This is a genomic window from Shimia sp. FJ5, from assembly GCF_032918335.1.
Lineage (GTDB): Bacteria > Pseudomonadota > Alphaproteobacteria > Rhodobacterales > Rhodobacteraceae > Shimia > Shimia aestuarii_A.
Map to the genome: position 1 here is coordinate 686,975 of NZ_JAWJUV010000002.1, position 16,197 is coordinate 703,171.

The 16,197-nt window shown below is 61.5% G+C and carries 17 protein-coding genes; 12 read left to right on the plus strand and 5 right to left on the minus strand.

Going from position 1 to position 16,197, the window contains the following annotated elements:
- The first annotated feature begins 4 nt into the window (after positions 1-4).
- Positions 5-1,309: an NAD-dependent dihydropyrimidine dehydrogenase subunit PreA gene (gene preA, locus R1W01_RS09835; RefSeq protein ID WP_297758609.1), complete on the plus strand. Its 1,305-nt coding sequence runs from the start codon at positions 5-7 to the stop codon at positions 1,307-1,309.
- A gap of 111 nt (positions 1,310-1,420) precedes the next feature.
- Here the strand turns inward: preA and R1W01_RS09840 are convergent, their stop codons facing one another.
- Positions 1,421-2,047, minus strand: a complete 627-nt coding sequence (locus R1W01_RS09840) for a TetR family transcriptional regulator C-terminal domain-containing protein (RefSeq protein ID WP_243612618.1) — start codon at positions 2,045-2,047, stop codon at positions 1,421-1,423.
- A 70-nt stretch (positions 2,048-2,117) separates the two neighbouring features.
- A complete protein-coding gene (locus R1W01_RS09845) occupies positions 2,118-2,753 on the minus strand; it encodes a TetR/AcrR family transcriptional regulator (protein ID WP_243612617.1) in 636 nt (211 codons plus the stop codon).
- Between the two features lie 195 nt (positions 2,754-2,948).
- On the opposite strand from R1W01_RS09845, the gene R1W01_RS09850 reads away from it, so the two are divergent.
- The 8 genes from R1W01_RS09850 to trxC all read left to right on the plus strand — a co-directional run bounded on the left by R1W01_RS09850 (position 2,949) and on the right by trxC (position 11,002).
- The gene (locus R1W01_RS09850) at positions 2,949-4,199 is read left to right on the plus strand and encodes a Zn-dependent hydrolase (protein WP_297758615.1); all 1,251 of its coding nucleotides are present in this window, start codon (positions 2,949-2,951) and stop codon (positions 4,197-4,199) included.
- Positions 4,200-4,297: 98 nt separating this feature from the next.
- A complete protein-coding gene (gene hydA / locus R1W01_RS09855; RefSeq protein WP_243612615.1) occupies positions 4,298-5,761 on the plus strand; it encodes a dihydropyrimidinase in 1,464 nt (487 codons plus the stop codon).
- A 76-nt stretch (positions 5,762-5,837) separates the two neighbouring features.
- Positions 5,838-6,623 (plus strand): ABC transporter ATP-binding protein, encoded by a 786-nt coding sequence (locus tag R1W01_RS09860; RefSeq protein ID WP_297758618.1) that lies wholly within the window; start codon positions 5,838-5,840, stop codon positions 6,621-6,623.
- On the plus strand, positions 6,623-7,510 hold the full coding sequence (locus R1W01_RS09865; RefSeq protein WP_243612613.1) for an ABC transporter permease: 888 nt from the start codon (positions 6,623-6,625) through the stop codon (positions 7,508-7,510). Before R1W01_RS09860 ends, R1W01_RS09865 begins: the two co-directional genes overlap by 1 nt.
- Complete coding sequence (locus R1W01_RS09870; RefSeq protein ID WP_243612612.1) at positions 7,507-8,346, plus strand: ABC transporter permease; 840 nt, start codon at positions 7,507-7,509, stop codon at positions 8,344-8,346. The genes R1W01_RS09865 and R1W01_RS09870 overlap by 4 nt, the downstream gene beginning before the upstream one ends.
- Positions 8,347-8,399: 53 nt before the next feature.
- Entirely contained in the window at positions 8,400-9,389 is a 990-nt protein-coding gene (locus R1W01_RS09875) for an ABC transporter substrate-binding protein (protein WP_297758621.1), read from the plus strand.
- 89 nt (positions 9,390-9,478) lie between these two features.
- Positions 9,479-10,522, plus strand: coding sequence for an AbrB family transcriptional regulator (locus tag R1W01_RS09880; RefSeq protein ID WP_243612610.1), 1,044 nt, complete (start codon positions 9,479-9,481; stop codon positions 10,520-10,522).
- 48 nt (positions 10,523-10,570) lie between these two features.
- The gene (gene trxC / locus R1W01_RS09885) at positions 10,571-11,002 is read left to right on the plus strand and encodes a thioredoxin TrxC (protein WP_243612609.1); all 432 of its coding nucleotides are present in this window, start codon (positions 10,571-10,573) and stop codon (positions 11,000-11,002) included.
- Here trxC and R1W01_RS09890 read toward each other — a convergent pair.
- Positions 10,977-12,161, minus strand: a complete 1,185-nt coding sequence (locus tag R1W01_RS09890; protein WP_297758626.1) for a geranylgeranyl reductase family protein — start codon at positions 12,159-12,161, stop codon at positions 10,977-10,979. The two genes, trxC and R1W01_RS09890, sit on opposite strands and share 26 nt — an antisense overlap.
- A gap of 70 nt (positions 12,162-12,231) precedes the next feature.
- Here R1W01_RS09890 and R1W01_RS09895 point away from each other — a divergent pair, with 70 nt between their 5' ends.
- The 3 genes from R1W01_RS09895 (at position 12,232) to R1W01_RS09905 (ending at position 13,476) form a co-directional block, all read left to right on the plus strand.
- Entirely contained in the window at positions 12,232-12,618 is a 387-nt protein-coding gene (locus R1W01_RS09895; protein WP_243612607.1) for an acyl-CoA thioesterase, read from the plus strand.
- 101 nt (positions 12,619-12,719) lie between these two features.
- Positions 12,720-12,920, plus strand: coding sequence for a DUF2892 domain-containing protein (locus tag R1W01_RS09900; protein ID WP_243612606.1), 201 nt, complete (start codon positions 12,720-12,722; stop codon positions 12,918-12,920).
- 181 nt (positions 12,921-13,101) lie between these two features.
- The gene (locus R1W01_RS09905; RefSeq protein ID WP_243612605.1) at positions 13,102-13,476 is read left to right on the plus strand and encodes a BrnA antitoxin family protein; all 375 of its coding nucleotides are present in this window, start codon (positions 13,102-13,104) and stop codon (positions 13,474-13,476) included.
- Here the strand turns inward: R1W01_RS09905 and R1W01_RS09910 are convergent.
- Entirely contained in the window at positions 13,451-13,936 is a 486-nt protein-coding gene (locus R1W01_RS09910; protein WP_297758630.1) for a histidine phosphatase family protein, read from the minus strand. The genes R1W01_RS09905 and R1W01_RS09910 overlap by 26 nt on opposite strands.
- 553 nt (positions 13,937-14,489) lie before the next feature.
- Positions 14,490-16,157, minus strand: a complete 1,668-nt coding sequence (gene ettA, locus R1W01_RS09915; RefSeq protein ID WP_243612603.1) for an energy-dependent translational throttle protein EttA — start codon at positions 16,155-16,157, stop codon at positions 14,490-14,492.
- Between the last annotated feature and the right edge of the window lie 40 nt (positions 16,158-16,197).

A 16,197-nucleotide genomic window follows, 5' to 3' on the forward strand; every position in this document is an offset into this window, starting at 1 on the left:
CGACATGGCCAATCTTCAAAGCAACTTCGTGGGGATCAAATCCCCGAACCCGTTTTGGCTCGCCTCTGCGCCGCCGACGGACAAGGAATATAACGTGCGCCGCGCTTTTGAGGCGGGGTGGGGCGGGGTCGTCTGGAAGACCCTTGGCGAGGAAGGCCCGCCCGTCGTCAACGTCAACGGTCCGCGCTATGGCGCGATCCACGGGGCGGATCGGCGGCTTCTGGGCTTGAACAATATCGAGCTTATTACGGATCGCCCGCTGCAGACGAACCTGCAGGAAATCAAGGCGGTGAAGCGGGATTACCCGGATCGTGCGGTGATCGTCTCGCTCATGGTGCCGTGCGAGGAAGAGGCGTGGAAAGCGATCCTGCCGCTTGTCGAGGAGACGGGCGCAGACGGGATCGAGCTTAACTTTGGCTGTCCGCACGGGATGGCCGAGCGCGGTATGGGATCGGCCGTGGGGCAGGTGCCGGAATATGTCGAGATGGTCACGCGCTGGTGCAAGGCGAACACGCGGATGCCGGTGATCGTCAAGTTGACGCCGAACATCACCAATATCCTCAACCCGGCGACGGCGGCGATGAAGGGGGGCGCGGATGCGGTCAGCCTCATCAACACCATCAACTCGATCACCGGGGTGGACTTCGACGTGATGGCGCCGATGCCGACGATTGACGGCAAGGGCACGCATGGGGGCTATTGTGGTCCGGCGGTTAAGCCCATCGCGATGAACATGGTGGCCGAGATCGCGCGCAATGCGGAGACGGCGAACCTCCCGATCAGCGGCATTGGTGGCGTCACGACATGGCGCGATGCGGCGGAGTTTATGGCGCTTGGCGCGGGGAATGTGCAGGTTTGCACGGCGGCGATGACGTATGGGTTCAAGATCGTGCAGGAGATGATCTCGGGCCTGAGCCAGTGGATGGATGAGAAGGGCCACACGAGCACCGCTGACTTCGTTGGTATGGCAACGCCGAATGTCACCGATTGGCAGTATCTCAACCTCAACCACGTGACCAAGGCGGTTATCAACGAGGATGATTGTATCAAGTGCGGGCGCTGCTATGCGGCTTGTGAGGATACCAGCCATCAGGCGATCGAAATGACCGAGGATCGGGTGTTCCGGGTCAAGGACGACGAGTGCGTCGCCTGTAACCTTTGCGTCAATGTCTGCCCGGTCGAGGATTGCATCACCATGCGCACGCTTGCCCCCGGCGAGATGGACGAGCGCACGGGCCAGCCGGTTGCGGCGGAATATGGCAATTGGCTTGCGCATCCGAACAACCCGGCGTCGCAGGCGGCGGAGTAACAGCACAAGCTCTCTGTGCAGGGTAGGCAGGTTGCAGCCCACCCACGACAAGAGACCCGGCGGGGTGTTCTCCTTCCCGCCGGGTTTTTCATGTCCGGGTGTCAGGGGATGTCAGGGGGCGAGCATCTTGCGGAACATCGTGTCAAGATACGTGCGTGCGCCGTCGATCACGTCTTCGTCGCCGGGTATGAGCACCTGAAGCTGCGCGTCGAAATCTGCGTAATGCTGGGTCGTGGCCCAGATCGATACGATCAGGTGACGTGGATCGAGCGGCGCGAGCTTGCCCGCGTCGATCCAGCTTTGGATCAGTGCACATTCGGCGTCGAAAAGCGGTTTCAGCGCGGTTTCGAGATGCGGGCGCATGCGCGGCGCGCCTTGCAGGATCTCGTTGGCGAAAAGGCGGCTTTCACGGGGGAATTCGCGCGCCATGTCAAGCTTGCGATAGACATAGGCGAGGATCTCCTCGACCGGGTCGCCCTCGGGGTCGAGATGCGCGAGCGGGTCAAGCCACGTCTCCATCAACTGATTCAGGAGGGTGACGTGAATCTCTTCCTTGCCGGAGAAATAATAGAGGATATTGGGCTTCGACAGTCCGGCCTCTGCGGCGATCTGGTCGAGGGTGGCACCGCGAAAGCCGTGCTGGGCGAAAACCTCGAGCGCCGCGTCGAGAATGCGTTTGCGATTGCGCAGTTGAATGCGGCTCGGTTTCTTCTCGCTCTTGGTGGCGGGTTCAGCCATGACGCCTGTCCTGATCCGTGGTCGGGGGGCGAGGATACGTCAGACCGGGCGGGGCGTCCAGCGGACGAAATCACGCGGGGATGCCGATACCGCGCAGGATGATCTCTTTCACGCTTTTCTTGGCCGCGTCCCATTGCGCCTCAGAAAGAGGGGCCCCACCGTTCAGCGTCTCGATCTGGTGGTTGAAGTCGGCGTAGTGCTGGGTTGTGGCCCAAAGCATATAGAGCAGATGGCGAGGGTCGACAGGCGCCATGCGCCCCTCGGCGATCCAGCGGTCGATCACGGCGGCGCGCCCTTCGGTCCATTCGGTCAGTGTTGTCTCGAGATAGTCCTGAATCACCGGCGCGCGGTGCATGACTTCGGAGGCCCAGACCTTGGACCCGGCGGGGTGCAGGCGGGAGATTTCCATCTTGGCGTCGATATAGGCACCGATTCCCTCGGCCGGGCCATCGGCCTTGTCAAAGACGTCCGCGGCCTCGAGCCAGATCTGAAAGATGTTTTGCACCACTTGCCGATAAAGAGATTCCTTGGTCGGGAAGTAATAGTGCAGGTTGGCCTTGGGAAGCCCGGCAAGGTCCGCGATGAGCTGCATCGTGGCACCGCCAAAGCCTGCCTCGGCAAAGACTTTTTCCGCTGCATCCAAAATAAGCTTTTCGCTTTCCAGGCGGCGTTCTTTTTTGCTGTTTGGTTTTTGCGCGCGCGGCATGGGAAAATCCCTGTGGAGAAAAATCTTGACCGGTTGGTCAGACTGTGGTGGCCTCACATTGACCATATGGTCAGGATTTACCCGAGCGCAAGAGTCCAGTCGGACCGGACGCCGGGAGGACATAAAAAGCAAGCAGCGGGCGGGGTGAGTGCCGAAAAATGCAGCCCCCGACCCGGCAAGCAAGGGAGATACGAGATGGCGGCGCCCGGTGAAAACCTCAAGATCAATGCCGACCGGCTTTGGGATAGTCTCATGGAGATGGCCAAGATCGGCCCCGGCGTGGCGGGTGGCAACAACCGCCAGACCGTGACGGACGAGGATGGCGAGGGCCGCGCCCTGTTCCAGACATGGTGCGAGGCGGTGGGCTGCAGCATGGGGCTCGACCAGATGGGCAATATGTTTGCTGAATATCCGGGCACCGACCCGCAGGCGCTCCCGGTCTATGTCGGCTCGCATCTCGACACGCAGCCGACGGGCGGCAAGTATGACGGGGTGCTCGGCGTGCTTGGCGGGCTGGAAATCCTGCGGACCATGAAAGACCTTGGCATCAAGACGAAACACCCGATCGTTGTCACCAACTGGACCAACGAGGAAGGGACGCGGTTTGCCCCGGCGATGCTCTCGTCCGGTGTCTTTGCAGGCATCCACACGCAGGATTGGGCCTATGAGCGCGAGGATGCGGAGGGCAAGTCCTTTGGCGACGAGCTGAAGCGGATCGGTTGGCGCGGCGAGGAAGAAGTTGGCGCACGCAAGATGCATGCCTTCTTTGAGCTGCATATCGAACAGGGGCCGATCCTTGAAGCGGAAGGCAAGGATATCGGCGTTGTCACGCATGGGCAGGGCCTTAGCTGGACGCAAGTTACGATCGAGGGCAAGGACGCGCATACCGGTTCGACCCCGATGCCGATGCGCCGCAATGCGGGCCTTGGCATGGCGCGCGTTCTCGAGAAGGTTGACGAGATAGCCCTCAGCCACGCGCCGCATGCGGTTGGCGCGGCGGGGCATATTGATGTGTATCCCAACTCGCGCAACGTGATCCCCGGTAAGGTGGTGTTCACCGTCGATTTCCGCAGCCCCGAGCTTGACGTGATCACCGACATGGAGAACCGTCTCAAGGTAGAAGGTCAGAAGATCGCCGATGATATGGGCCTGACGATTTCCTTTGAGAAGGTGGGCGGGTTCGACCCGGTCAAGTTCGACGACGGATGCGTGGGCGCGATCCGGGGCGCGGCGGAGCGTCTTGGCTATAGCCACAAGGATATCATCTCGGGCGCGGGGCATGATGCCTGCTGGATCAACCAGGTGGCGCCGACGGCGATGGTCATGTGCCCTTGCGTGGACGGGCTTTCGCATAACGAGGCGGAAGAGATTTCCAAGGACTGGGCCGCAGCGGGGGCGGATGTGCTTCTGCATGCGGTTCTCGAGACGGCGGAGATCGTCGAGTGAACGGATAGCGGAGGACCGGGGGCCAGCCCCCGGACCCCCGAGGTATTTCAACCAAGAAGATGCAAGGGGGGCGTCCCTTGCCGACAGGGAGAAGAACAATGGGAACCAAGGTTATCAAGGGCGGCATGGTCTGCACCGCCGACCGGACGTGGAAAGCGGATGTGCTGATCGAGGGAGAGACGATCAAGCAGATTGGTGAAGACCTCAAGGGCGACGAATATATCGACGCGGAAGGCGCCTATGTGATCCCCGGCGGGATCGACCCGCATACGCACCTCGAGATGCCCTTCATGGGCACCACTGCCGCCGAGACCTTCGAGACCGGCACTTGGGCCGCGGCCGTGGGCGGCACGACGATGGTCGTCGATTTCTGCCTTCCGGGCGAGGACGGGTCGATCAAGAACGCGATCAACGAATGGCACCGCAAGAGCGCGCCGCAGATTTGTTCGGACGTGGGCTATCACATGGCGATCACGGGCTGGAATGAGACCATCTTTGAAGAGATGAAAGACGCCGTGGATATGGGCGTCAACTCGTTCAAGCACTTCATGGCCTATAAGGGCGCGCTGATGATCGAGGATGACGAGATGTTCGCCTCGTTCAAGCGCTGTAAGGAGCTTGGCGCGCTGCCGATGGTGCATGCCGAGAACGGCGACCTCGTGGCCGATATGCAGGCGCAGATGCTCGAGAAGGGGATCACCGGGCCGGAGGGGCACGCCTATTCGCGCCCGCCGGAATTCGAGGGCGAGGCCGCGAACCGGGCGATCACCATCGCGGATGCTGCCGGTGTGCCGCTTTATATCGTGCATGTGTCCTGTGAGCAGGCACATGAGGCGATCCGGCGCGCGCGCCAGAAGGGGATGCGCGTTTATGGCGAGCCGCTGGTGCAGTTCCTGACGCTTGATGAGCGCGAGTATTTCAACACCGATTGGGACCATGCCGCGCGCCGGGTCATGAGCCCGCCGTTCCGCAACAAGGATCATCAGGATAGCCTTTGGGCCGGGCTTCAGGCTGGGAGCCTGCAGGTCGTGGCGACGGACCACGCGGCGTTCTCGACCGAGCAGAAACGCATGGGGGTTGCCGATTTCACCAAGATCCCGAACGGCTCGAACGGGCTTGAGGAACGGCTTGCCGTGCTTTGGACCGAAGGGGTCGAAACCGGCCGCCTGACGCCGAACGAATTTGTTGCGGCAACCTCGACCAATGTGGCGAAGATCCTCAACATTTACCCCAAGAAAGGGGCGATCGTGGAGGGCGCGGACGCGGATATCGTGGTGTGGGATCCGAAGATCACCAAGACGATCAGTGCCTCGAACCATCACTCGATTCTCGACTACAACGTGTTTGAGGGCTTTGAGGTCAAGGCGCAGTCGCGCTACACCTTGAGCCGGGGTGAAGTGATCTGGGCTTGGGGGCAAAACAGCCAGCCGCAGCCCGGTCGGGGCCGGTTCGTGCCGCGTCCGGCCTTCCCGAGTGCCAATGTGGCGCTTTCGAAGTGGAAAGAGCTTACCGCCCCGAAACAGATTCACCGGGACCCGATGAACATCCCGGCGGGCATCTAAGACAGAAACCTGCGGCCCCGCCAGACCCGGCGGGGCGGCCAACAAGCAAGCCAAAACGGCCAGCGGAGCGAAGACTTTGACAAGCGAACCTGTGATCAGCGCAAAAAACCTGTCGCTGACCTTCCAGACCAACGATGGTCCGGTCCATGCCCTGAAAGACGTCAACCTCGATATCGAGAAGGGCGATTTCGTGAGCTTCATCGGCCCGTCGGGCTGTGGCAAGACCACCTTGCTGCGGGTCATGGCCGACCTTGAAAAGCCCACGGCGGGCGAGATCACGGTCAACGGCGTCAGCCCCGAAGAGGCCCGCAAGGCGCGTGCCTATGGCTATGTGTTTCAGCACGCGGGGCTTTATCCGTGGCGCACGATTGGCGGCAATATCCGCCTGCCGCTCGAGATCATGGGCGTGAGCAAAGCCGAGCAGGACGCGGCGGTGAAGGAAGTTCTTGAGCTGGTCCACCTTGACGGGTTCGAGCGCAAATTCCCCTGGCAGCTTTCGGGCGGGATGCAGCAGCGCGCGTCTATTGCCCGCGCGCTTGCCTTCCATGCCGATATTCTTTTGATGGATGAGCCGTTCGGGGCGTTGGACGAGATCGTGCGCGATCACCTCAATGAGCAGGTTCTCGAGCTTTGGGCACGCACCAACAAGACGATTGGGTTCGTCACGCACTCGATCCCCGAGGCGGTCTATCTCTCGACCAAGATCGTGGTGATGAGCCCGCGGCCGGGGCGGATTACCGACGTGATCGACAGCCCGCTCCCCAAGGAACGGCCGCTTGAAATCCGCGATACACCGGAATTTATCGAGATCGCGCACCGGGTCCGTGACGGGCTTCGCGCGGGCCACGAGGACGACGCGTGATGGCGGGGCTTTGGCATAGGCTTGGCCCCATCGTCACGGTGGTGATCGCGATCTTCGTGCTTTGGTACGCCGGGACGCTCGCGTTGAATGCGCCGTGGGCGCAGGACAAGGCCAAGCGGGCGGGGGTTGAGTTGAGTTTTTCCGAGCTTGTCGCGGACACGATGAGCCAGAAGAAACCGAAACTCCCCGCGCCGCATCAGGTTGGGCAGGAGATCTGGAAAACCACAGGCGAGATGGTCGTCAAAGGGCGGGCCTTCTCGAAGCGCTCGCTTCTGTTCCATAGCACTGTGACGCTATCCTCGACGCTTCTCGGTTTCGCGCTTGGCACGGCGCTTGGTATCGCGCTGGCGGTGGGGATCGTTTACAACCGCACGATGGATATGAGCGTGATGCCTTGGGTCATCGCGAGTCAGACCATCCCGATCCTTGCCATTGCGCCGATGATTATCGTGGTGCTCAACGCGGTCGGGATTTCCGGGCTGCTGCCGAAGGCGGTCATCTCGATGTATCTTTCGTTCTTCCCGGTCGTCGTCGGTATGGTGAAAGGGCTGCGCAGCCCCGATCACATGCAGCTTGACCAAATGAAGACTTGGAACGCGACCAGCGGTCAGGAGTTCTGGAAACTGCGCCTGCCGTCGTCGATGCCCTATCTCTTTACCTCGCTCAAAATCGCGATGGCGGCGTCCCTCGTGGGGGCCATCGTGGGCGAATTGCCGACTGGCGCGGTTGCGGGCCTTGGCGCGCGGCTTCTTGCGGGGAGTTACTACGGGCAGACGATCCAGATCTGGAGCGCGCTCATCACGGCGGCGGCCCTTGCGGCGGCGCTTGTCGGGTTGATCGGGCTTATGCAGACTGTGGTTCTCAAACGGATGGGGATGGTGCGATGATCTGGGTAATCGCAGGGCTCGCCATCTGGGCGATTGGTTGGTGGAGCAATGTTCTTTTGTCGCGGCGCCCGAAGACACGGGCGACGGGGCTTGCTGTTCCGGCGATCTTCGGGATCACGCTGATACTGATCTGGGAATGTATGGTGCGCGGGCTTGAGATTTCGCCCGTGCTCCTACCACCGCCGTCGATGATTGCGGCGCGGTTCGGGGTCTCGACGGGTATCCTCTGGGAGGACTTCGTACAGACCGTCATCAAGGGCGCCTTGTCGGGCTATATCCTTGGGTGCGGTGCGGCGTTCCTCATTGCGGTGCTGATCGACCGCTTCCCGTTCCTGCAACGCGGGCTTCTGCCGGTTGGGAATTTCGTCGCCGCGCTGCCGATCATCGGCATGGCACCGATCCTCGTGATGTGGTTCGGCTTTGACTGGCAATCCAAGGCGGCGGTCGTTGTCGTGATGGTGTTCTTCCCGATGCTCGTCAACACGGTGCAGGGGCTTCAGGCGACCGATCACATGCAGCGCGATTTGATGCGCACCTACGCGGCAAGCTATGGGCAGACGCTGCTCAAACTGCGCTTGCCCGCAGCGATGCCGTTCATCTTTAATGGCCTGAAGATCGCAACCACGCTCGCGCTTATCGGCGCCATCGTGGCCGAGTTCTTCGGCTCGCCCATCAAGGGCATGGGATTCCGGATTTCCACATCCGTGGGGCAACTCGCGCTCGACCTCGTCTGGGCCGAGATCGTTGTTGCCGCTGTGGTGGGGTCCGCGTTCTATGGCGGGGTCGCACTGCTCGAAAAGGCAGTCACCTTCTGGCACCCGTCACAAAGAGGCTGAGCAAAGAAAAGACCAAAGTCCAAATAGCCAAGTCCAACAAGGAGAGAAAGAAAATGAAAACCATGATGAAGACAATGAGCGCTGCGGCGCTTGGCCTCGCGGCGTCGATGGCGCAGGCCGCCGATGACGTTACGCTCCAGCTGAAATGGGTCACGCAGGCCCAGTTCGCGGGCTATTATGTCGCCCTCGACAAGGGGTTCTACGATGAAGAAGACCTCAACGTCACGATCAAGCCGGGCGGCCCGGATATCGCACCGGCGCAGGTCATCGCCGGTGGTGGTGCTGATGTCGTGCTCGACTGGATGCCCTCGGCGCTTGCCAGCCGCGAAAAGGGTCTGCCGCTGGTCAACATCGCGCAGCCCTACAAATCCTCGGGCATGATGCTCACCTGCCGCAAGGATGCAGGCGTCGCAAGCCCCGACGATTTCGCAGGTAAGACGCTCGGTGTTTGGTTTTTTGGCAACGAGTATCCGTTCCTGAGCTGGATGAGCAAGCTTGGCCTCTCGACCGACGGTGGCGAGGATGGTGTCACGGTTCTCAAGCAGGGCTTCAACGTCGATCCGCTTCTTCAGGGGCAGGCGGCGTGTGTGTCGACAATGACGTATAACGAATACTGGCAGGTGATCGATGCGGGCCTGACCCCGGATGACCTCGTGGTGTTCAAATACGAAGACCAAGGCGTCGCGACGCTTGAAGATGGCATGTATGTGCTTGAGGAAAATCTCGCCGACCCGGCCTTTGAGGACAAGATGGTGCGTTTCGTGCGCGCTTCGATGAAAGGCTGGAAATGGGCCGAGGAGAACCCGGAAGACGCGGCGATGATCGTTCTCGATAACGACGCATCGGGCGCACAGACCGAGGAACACCAGATCCGCATGATGACGGAAGTGGCCAAGCTCACCGCCGGTTCGAACGGCGCGCTTGACCCGGCCGATTATCAGCGCACCGTTGACAGCCTTCTGTCGGGTGGCTCGGATCCGGTCATCACCAAGCAGCCGGAAGGCGCCTGGACCCATGCGATCACGGATAAGGCTCTGAACTGAGCCTGACCCGCGGGGAGCGGGAAAGGGGCCGGGGGGAGACCTCCGGCCCTTTTGCTTTTTCGAGGCAGAGCAATGTGGTAGCGCGGGACATGCGGTTCTTCATCGATGCAAACCCGGTCGTGCAAACGCTCGTGACGCTGGCGCTTGGCGCGGTCGGAGCGGCGCTTGGTGCGTGGGTCGGGCTGCCGCTTTTTCCGATCACCGGGCCTGCGCTTTTCATCAGTCTGCTGAGCCTTGCCGGGGTGCCGCTTGGGCTTGCCGTGCCGTTTCGCAACGTGGCATTCCTTGTCGTGGGTGTCGGGATCGGAGCGGGTATGAACGCGGCTGCGCGCGAGGCAATGCTGCGCTGGCCCGTGGCCTTTGCCGCGTTGGCGGGGTTGATGGTCTTGATCCTGCTCGTCAATCGCTGGCTGCTTGTCGCGGCGTTTGGATTTGAGCGGCGCGCGGCGCTTCTGGCAGCGTCACCGGGGCATCTTAGCTTTGTTGTGGCCATGTCCTCGGCGCTTCATGCAGATGCCGAGCGGATCACCGTGATCCAGACGGTGCGCGTCCTGATCCTCTCGGTGCTCGTTCCCTTCGCGCTTGGCGGGCTTGGCGCGGATGTCGAGACTTCGTTTCCAATGGCGCAAGAGATCATGGGGGTCGGGGCGATGGCGATCCTTCTCGGGCTTGGCGGTGCGCTAGGGCCGGTTTTGAAGCGGCTTCGGGTGCCGGCGCATTTTCTCATCGCGGGGCTTCTTGTGTCGGCGATTGCGCATTTCTTTGATCTCACGCCGGGAGCGGTGCATCCGGCCATCGCGCTTGCGGGGTTCGCGACCATTGGCACATTGATCGGGACGCGGTTTCGCGGGATCACGTTCCGCGATCTCTGGCGCGCGCTTCTTGCGGCGTTGAGCGCGGCGGCAGTGACGCTTGGCCTGACGGTTCTGATTGCGGTGCCTGTGGCGGGGTTCCTTGCCATGCCGCTTGCGCATGTCGTGGTCGCTTTTGCGCCCGGCGGCCTTGAGACGATGATCGCTATGGGCGCGATCCTCGGAGCGGATGCCGGGTTCGTCGCGGCCTGCCATCTTGGGCGGCTCCTCATCCTGCCGGTGTTGCTGCCGCTGATGCTTGGCCGGGGTTCACAAACGTGACCGAAGCCTTATGTATGAAAAAATGAATGTGATTTCGGAGCGAAACTCATGAGCGGCAAGAAAATCACCTGTTTCGATTGTGGTCAGGTCAACCGGGTGCCTGAGGACAAGCTCGGCGCGGGGCCAAAATGCGGCACCTGCGGCGCGCCCTTGATGAAAGCGAAAGTCGCTGAGGTCGATCTTGCGACGCTTGAGAAAGCGGCGCGCAATGATGAGGTGCCTTTGGTCGTGGATTTCTGGGCGCCGTGGTGTGGTCCGTGTCGCCAGATGGCACCACAATTTCAGCAGGCTGCGCAAGAGCTTACGGGTCAGGCGCGGCTTGTGAAGCTCAATACCGAGGATCACCCGCAGGCGGGCGCGAAATACCGTATCCGGGGGATTCCGACCATGGCGGCCTTTGCCGGGGGGCGCGAGCGGGCGCGTGAATCCGGGGCGATGCCTGCGGGCGCGATCGTCAAATGGGTCCGCGCGAGCGTCTGATCCGGTTCATGAGATAACGCGGCAGGCGGCGCAGCACAGCGCGGGCCAGTTCGGGATATTCAACCTCGCCCGCGAGGAGGCGCATGTATTGCATCCGCACCGTGCCAGAGCGTTCGAAGGTTCGCGTGAAGGCACCCTGCCAGCGTGGCGCAAAGATGATTGGGCGCAGCATCCGCGCGATGCGCAAGCTCCGGTGCATGTCGCGTAGCGCGGTGTGGTAGCGGGTGTAGGCGGTCTCTGGACGTCCGTCGCGGAGCGCGGCCGTGGCGGCCTCGGCGGCAAGCTGGCCGCTCTTCATGGCAAGCGCGATGCCCTCACCGGTGATCGGATCGACAAGCCCTGCCGCATCTCCGGCAAGCAGGATATGCGCCCGTCCCGGTGCCTTGCGAAAATCGCCGAAGGGCAGGTAGTGCCCCTTGAAGCGGCGGGTATCGTCTGGCAAGTCAAGTGATTGAAGATAAGCAGAAAAATGCGCCTTCATATCCGGGTTTGGGGCGTGCAATCCGCCAACGCCGACGGTTGTTGAGTGCTGTTTTGGGAAGGACCAGCCATAGCCCCATGTGGCGGCGGCGAAGTCGATGCGCAGGGGGTGATCTTTGGGGGGCTGTTCCTCTGGGGTGGCTTCGATCTCAAGCCCGAAACCGATCGTTTCTTTGTCGAAAGGGGCGCCAAAGAGATGGCGCGCGGTGATGGAATTGACGCCATCCGCACCGATCAGCACCGATGCCTCGAGCCGCGTCCCGTCGCGTAGGCTCACGCCCGCATCATCAAGCGTTGCGATGGCGCGGCCCGTGAAATCAACGGCCCCAGCCGCAAGCGCATGATCCAGAAGCGTTGCATCGAGATCGCGACGCATGGTGAGATTGACCGGCGGAATATCCGAGAGCCGGGCAAGGCGGCGATCTTGATACCAGAACTCGATTTCAGAGAGGTTAACAGCACGGTCCGTCTCGAACTCTTGCCCGAAAACCTCGCGGTAATAGGCGCGGCTCCGACCGGTGAAGAGACCACCGCAGAGCTTGTCCCGTGGGAAGCGCGCCTTGTCGACAAGGGCGACGCGTAGACCTGCGCGTGCGGCGCAGAAAGCCGCGGCGCTTCCGGCGGGGCCGGCCCCGATCACGAGGATGTCGAATGGCTCTGAACTGGTGTCTTCGGTCATGCGTGCTTCTACCAGCTTTCTTGTGAGGTCGCATAGGGTTAGTCTTGGGCAAAACAAGAGGAAACTGGCAATGAGCGAAGAGATCAAACCAGAAGGCGAAGCCACCCTGCGCACGGTTGCGACACCTGCGGATGTCAACGTCAATGGCGATATTTTCGGGGGGTGGGTGCTTGCCCAGATGGACATCGCCAGCGGCATCGTCGCGGCGGCGCGCGCCAAGGGGCGGGTGACGACTGTGGCGGTGGATGCGATGAAGTTCATTCGGCCTGTGGGGGTTGGGGATATCCTGTGCGTCTGGGCCTGGGTCGAGCGGGTCGGACGGTCGTCGATGGGGATCAAGATCGAGGCCTGGGTGGTGCGTCATCGGGCGCTTCACATGGAAAAGGTCACCGAGGCCGTCTTTACCTATGTGGCGATTGACGACGATGGCAGCCCGCGTCCCGTGCCGCCGGAGTGAGTTATATTCTGACTATTGAATATTTATTTCCACTCGCGTATTGTCTGTCCTGAAGCCGCGCCGATTCTTGGGCTGTGGCACCGGAAAAAGGAATAAAAACAATGTGCTTGGATCGCATCATGTTCATGTTCGCTGGCGGTATGGTGCTGCTTAGCGTTGCGCTGACCGTCTTTGTCTCGCCGCTATTCATGTGGTTGACAGTGTTCGTTGGCGCGAACCTCATGCAATCGTCGATCACCGGGTTCTGCCCGGCGGCGATTGTCTTCAAGAAGCTCGGTGCGAAGGAAGGCAAGGCCTTCTAAATCCCGCCACACCACTCACGTATAGGCCCTGCCATATGGCGGGGCCTTTTGCGTTCTGGAGGGGAAAAACCCACGTCGGTATCTCGTCGGTATTGCGTCTGTATCGCGGTGGTGCAGCGTGCGGGGCGCTAAGGCGAGGGTAAGGCGGGTTTGCGAGGATGGCCGCAAAGGAGACCTGCCCATGACAGAGACGAGAAAACGCCCTCAGACGAAAGCCGCCCAAGCGGCACGGTCGCAGCTCATCTGGGATCTGACCTATCTGCGCCGCGAGCGGCTTATTGATGCCGATATCCGTGACGAGGTGCCAGAGGCGTGGCACACGCTCGAGGCGGATATCCCGACCGAGGAGCCGAAGGAAAAGATCTCGCTCTACCTCGACAAGTCGGTGGCGAAGGTCTTCAAGGCGATGGGCAAGGGGTATCAATCGCGGATCAACCGGCTTCTCAGGACATGGGTGCAGATGAAGATCGCCGAGGAGGTAAAGCTCGACGCGGCGCTTGAGGCGCGGGTGGCGCGGAATGAGGCCGCGCTTATGGGGCGACGTGACGACGTGTGACGGTGCGGCGGCCATCCGGGTGCAGGCGGACAATAAAGAGATCGCCGTATTCGAGGGGGGCGGGGCCGGGCGCGGCGAGGTCTTCCCAAAGCGGGGTCAGGTTCGATTTGTTGCCGACCCAGACGACCGTGCCCTTGGGATAGCGGCTCGTGATCTGGGCGGCGACCTTGTCGGTGGTGATGATCGTCACGGGCAGGCCCGTCGCCTTGGCGAGCGGCGCGGCTGTGTCGCGGTTGCGGTCCATACCGGGGGAGAAGATCGCGTCGATCTTGTAGTCGGAGAGTGCAGCCGGAAGCGCCGCCGCGCGGGCGCGGCCCTTGGCGTTGAGCTGTTCCAGATCGCGGTCGGCATGGCGCAGGGCGATGATCGTCGTGCTCGCATCCGGCGGGATCGTGGCATTGGCACAGGCGGTCAGCACAAGCGCGGCGAGAATGGCAAGGAGTGAGCGGAACCGGATCATATGAGCCTCCCTTTGACGTAGGGGCAGGGTGGCAGATTAGAGCGGGAGGTGTCTAGGGGGGATGGGATTTGAGTGAACAAACGCATGATGCAAAGCATCATGCATCGCGCCCGACCCCGCCCCCCAGGGCGGGCGCGATTGCGCCCTCCCTCGGGATCGGGCGCTGGGGTCATCCGTGAACCGAGGAGCCAATGAAGTATTGACTAGCGATCACTAATTCCCAAGTCTCTCCTCATGGAAGACTTCAGCATTTCGTGTGCGCGTGAACGACCCTTCCTGTCCGCATTTGATGCTATTATCTCTTCTATTGCATCGCGGACGGATTGAGGGCCAACAATGTCGCACCGCATTTGCCAATAAGCAAAGTTTTTTGACGCTTCATCTGTGCCTTCAATTGCTGCCCTATGATAGGCCTCCAAAAGGCCGATGTAAGCTTCCTTTCGCTCGCGAAAGCTGCGGTCCCGTTCTTGAGCGCGAGTCGACAACCAGCTTTGCACCAAGGCTGTCACAACCGACCCAAGCCCAAAAGCCCCAAGGAGCGCAAGCCAGTCCATCACCGCGTAAACTTCTTGTGCTTCAAGCGCTTCGGCTCGAGCGCATCTGGGCCGAGGCGGCGTTTCTTGTCTTCTTCGTAGTCCTCGAAGTTGCCTTCGAACCATTCCACGTGGGCGTCGCCTTCGAAGGCGAGGATGTGGGTACAGATGCGGTCGAGGAAGAAGCGGTCGTGCGAGATCACCACGGCGCAGCCTGCGAAATCGACGAGGGCGTCTTCGAGGGCGCGGAGGGTTTCCACGTCGAGGTCGTTGGTCGGTTCGTCGAGGAGGAGGACGTTGCCGCCTTCCTTCAGGAGCCGGGCCATGTGGACGCGGTTGCGTTCCCCGCCCGACAGGAGCGAGAGTTTCTTCTGCTGGTCGCCGCCTTTGAAGTTGAAGGACGAGCAATAGGCGCGCGAGTTGACCTGCGCATCGCCCAGCTCGATGATCTCGGCCCCGCCGGAGATCGCTTCCCAGACGGTGTCGCCATCATTGAGGTCATCGCGGGATTGGTCGACGTAGGAAAGCTGGACCGTGTCGCCATATTCGACCGTGCCTGTGTCGGGCTCGAGCTGACCGGTCAACATGCGGAACAGGGTCGATTTACCGGCACCGTTGGGACCGATGACGCCGACGATGCCGCCGGGCGGGAGCGAAAACGAGAGGTCTTCGATCAGTTGCTTGTCGCCCATGTGTTTGCCCAAGCCCTCGACCTCGATGACCTTGGAGCCGAGGCGCGGGCCATTGGGGATGACGATCTGGGCGCGGGTGATCTTTTCGCGCTCGGACTGGTTGGCGAGCTCGTTATAGGCCTGAATACGGGCCTTGGATTTGGCTTGGCGGGCTTTCTGGCCCTGACGCATCCATTCGAGTTCGCGCTCGAGGGTTTTCTGTTTCGATTTGTCCTCGCGGGCTTCTTGCTCGAGGCGCTTGGCCTTTTGTTCGAGCCATGCGGAGTAGTTGCCCTCGTAGGGGATGCCCGCGCCGCGGTCGAGTTCGAGGATCCAGCCGGTGATGTCGTCGAGGAAGTAACGGTCGTGGGTGACGATCAGGATCGTGCCTTTGTAGTCGATCAGGTGCTGTTGCAGCCAGGCGATGGTCTCGGCGTCGAGGTGGTTGGTCGGCTCGTCGAGGAGGAGCATGTCGGGCGCTTCGAGCAGGAGCTTGCAGAGCGCGACGCGGCGGCGTTCCCCGCCCGAGAGGGTTTTGACGTCGGCATCGTCGGGGGGGCAGCGCAGGGCCTCCATAGAGATGTCGATCTGGCTGTCGAGATCCCAGAGGTTCTCGGCGTCGATGGCGTCCTGAAGGGTGGTCATTTCCTCCATGAGTTCGTCGGAATAATCCTCGGCGATCTGCATGGCGATCTCGTTGAAGCGATCGACCTTGGCCTTCTTCTCGGCGACGCCAAGCATGACGTTCTCGCGCACGGAGAGGCTCTCGTCGAGCTGCGGCTCCTGCGGGAGGTAGCCGACCTTGGCGCCCTCGGCGGCCCAGGCCTCGCCGGTGAAATCCGTGTCGAGGCCGGCCATGATCTTCATCAGGGTCGATTTACCGGCGCCGTTGACGCCGACAACACCGATCTTCACGCCGGGCAGGAACGAGAGGTGGATGTTCTCAAAGCATTTCTTGCCGCCGGGATAGGTCTTGGAGACCCCCTGCATGTGGTAGACGTACTGGTAAGATGCCATTGCTGCGCGACTCCGGTTGGAAAACGTGTTTCAGCGGGTC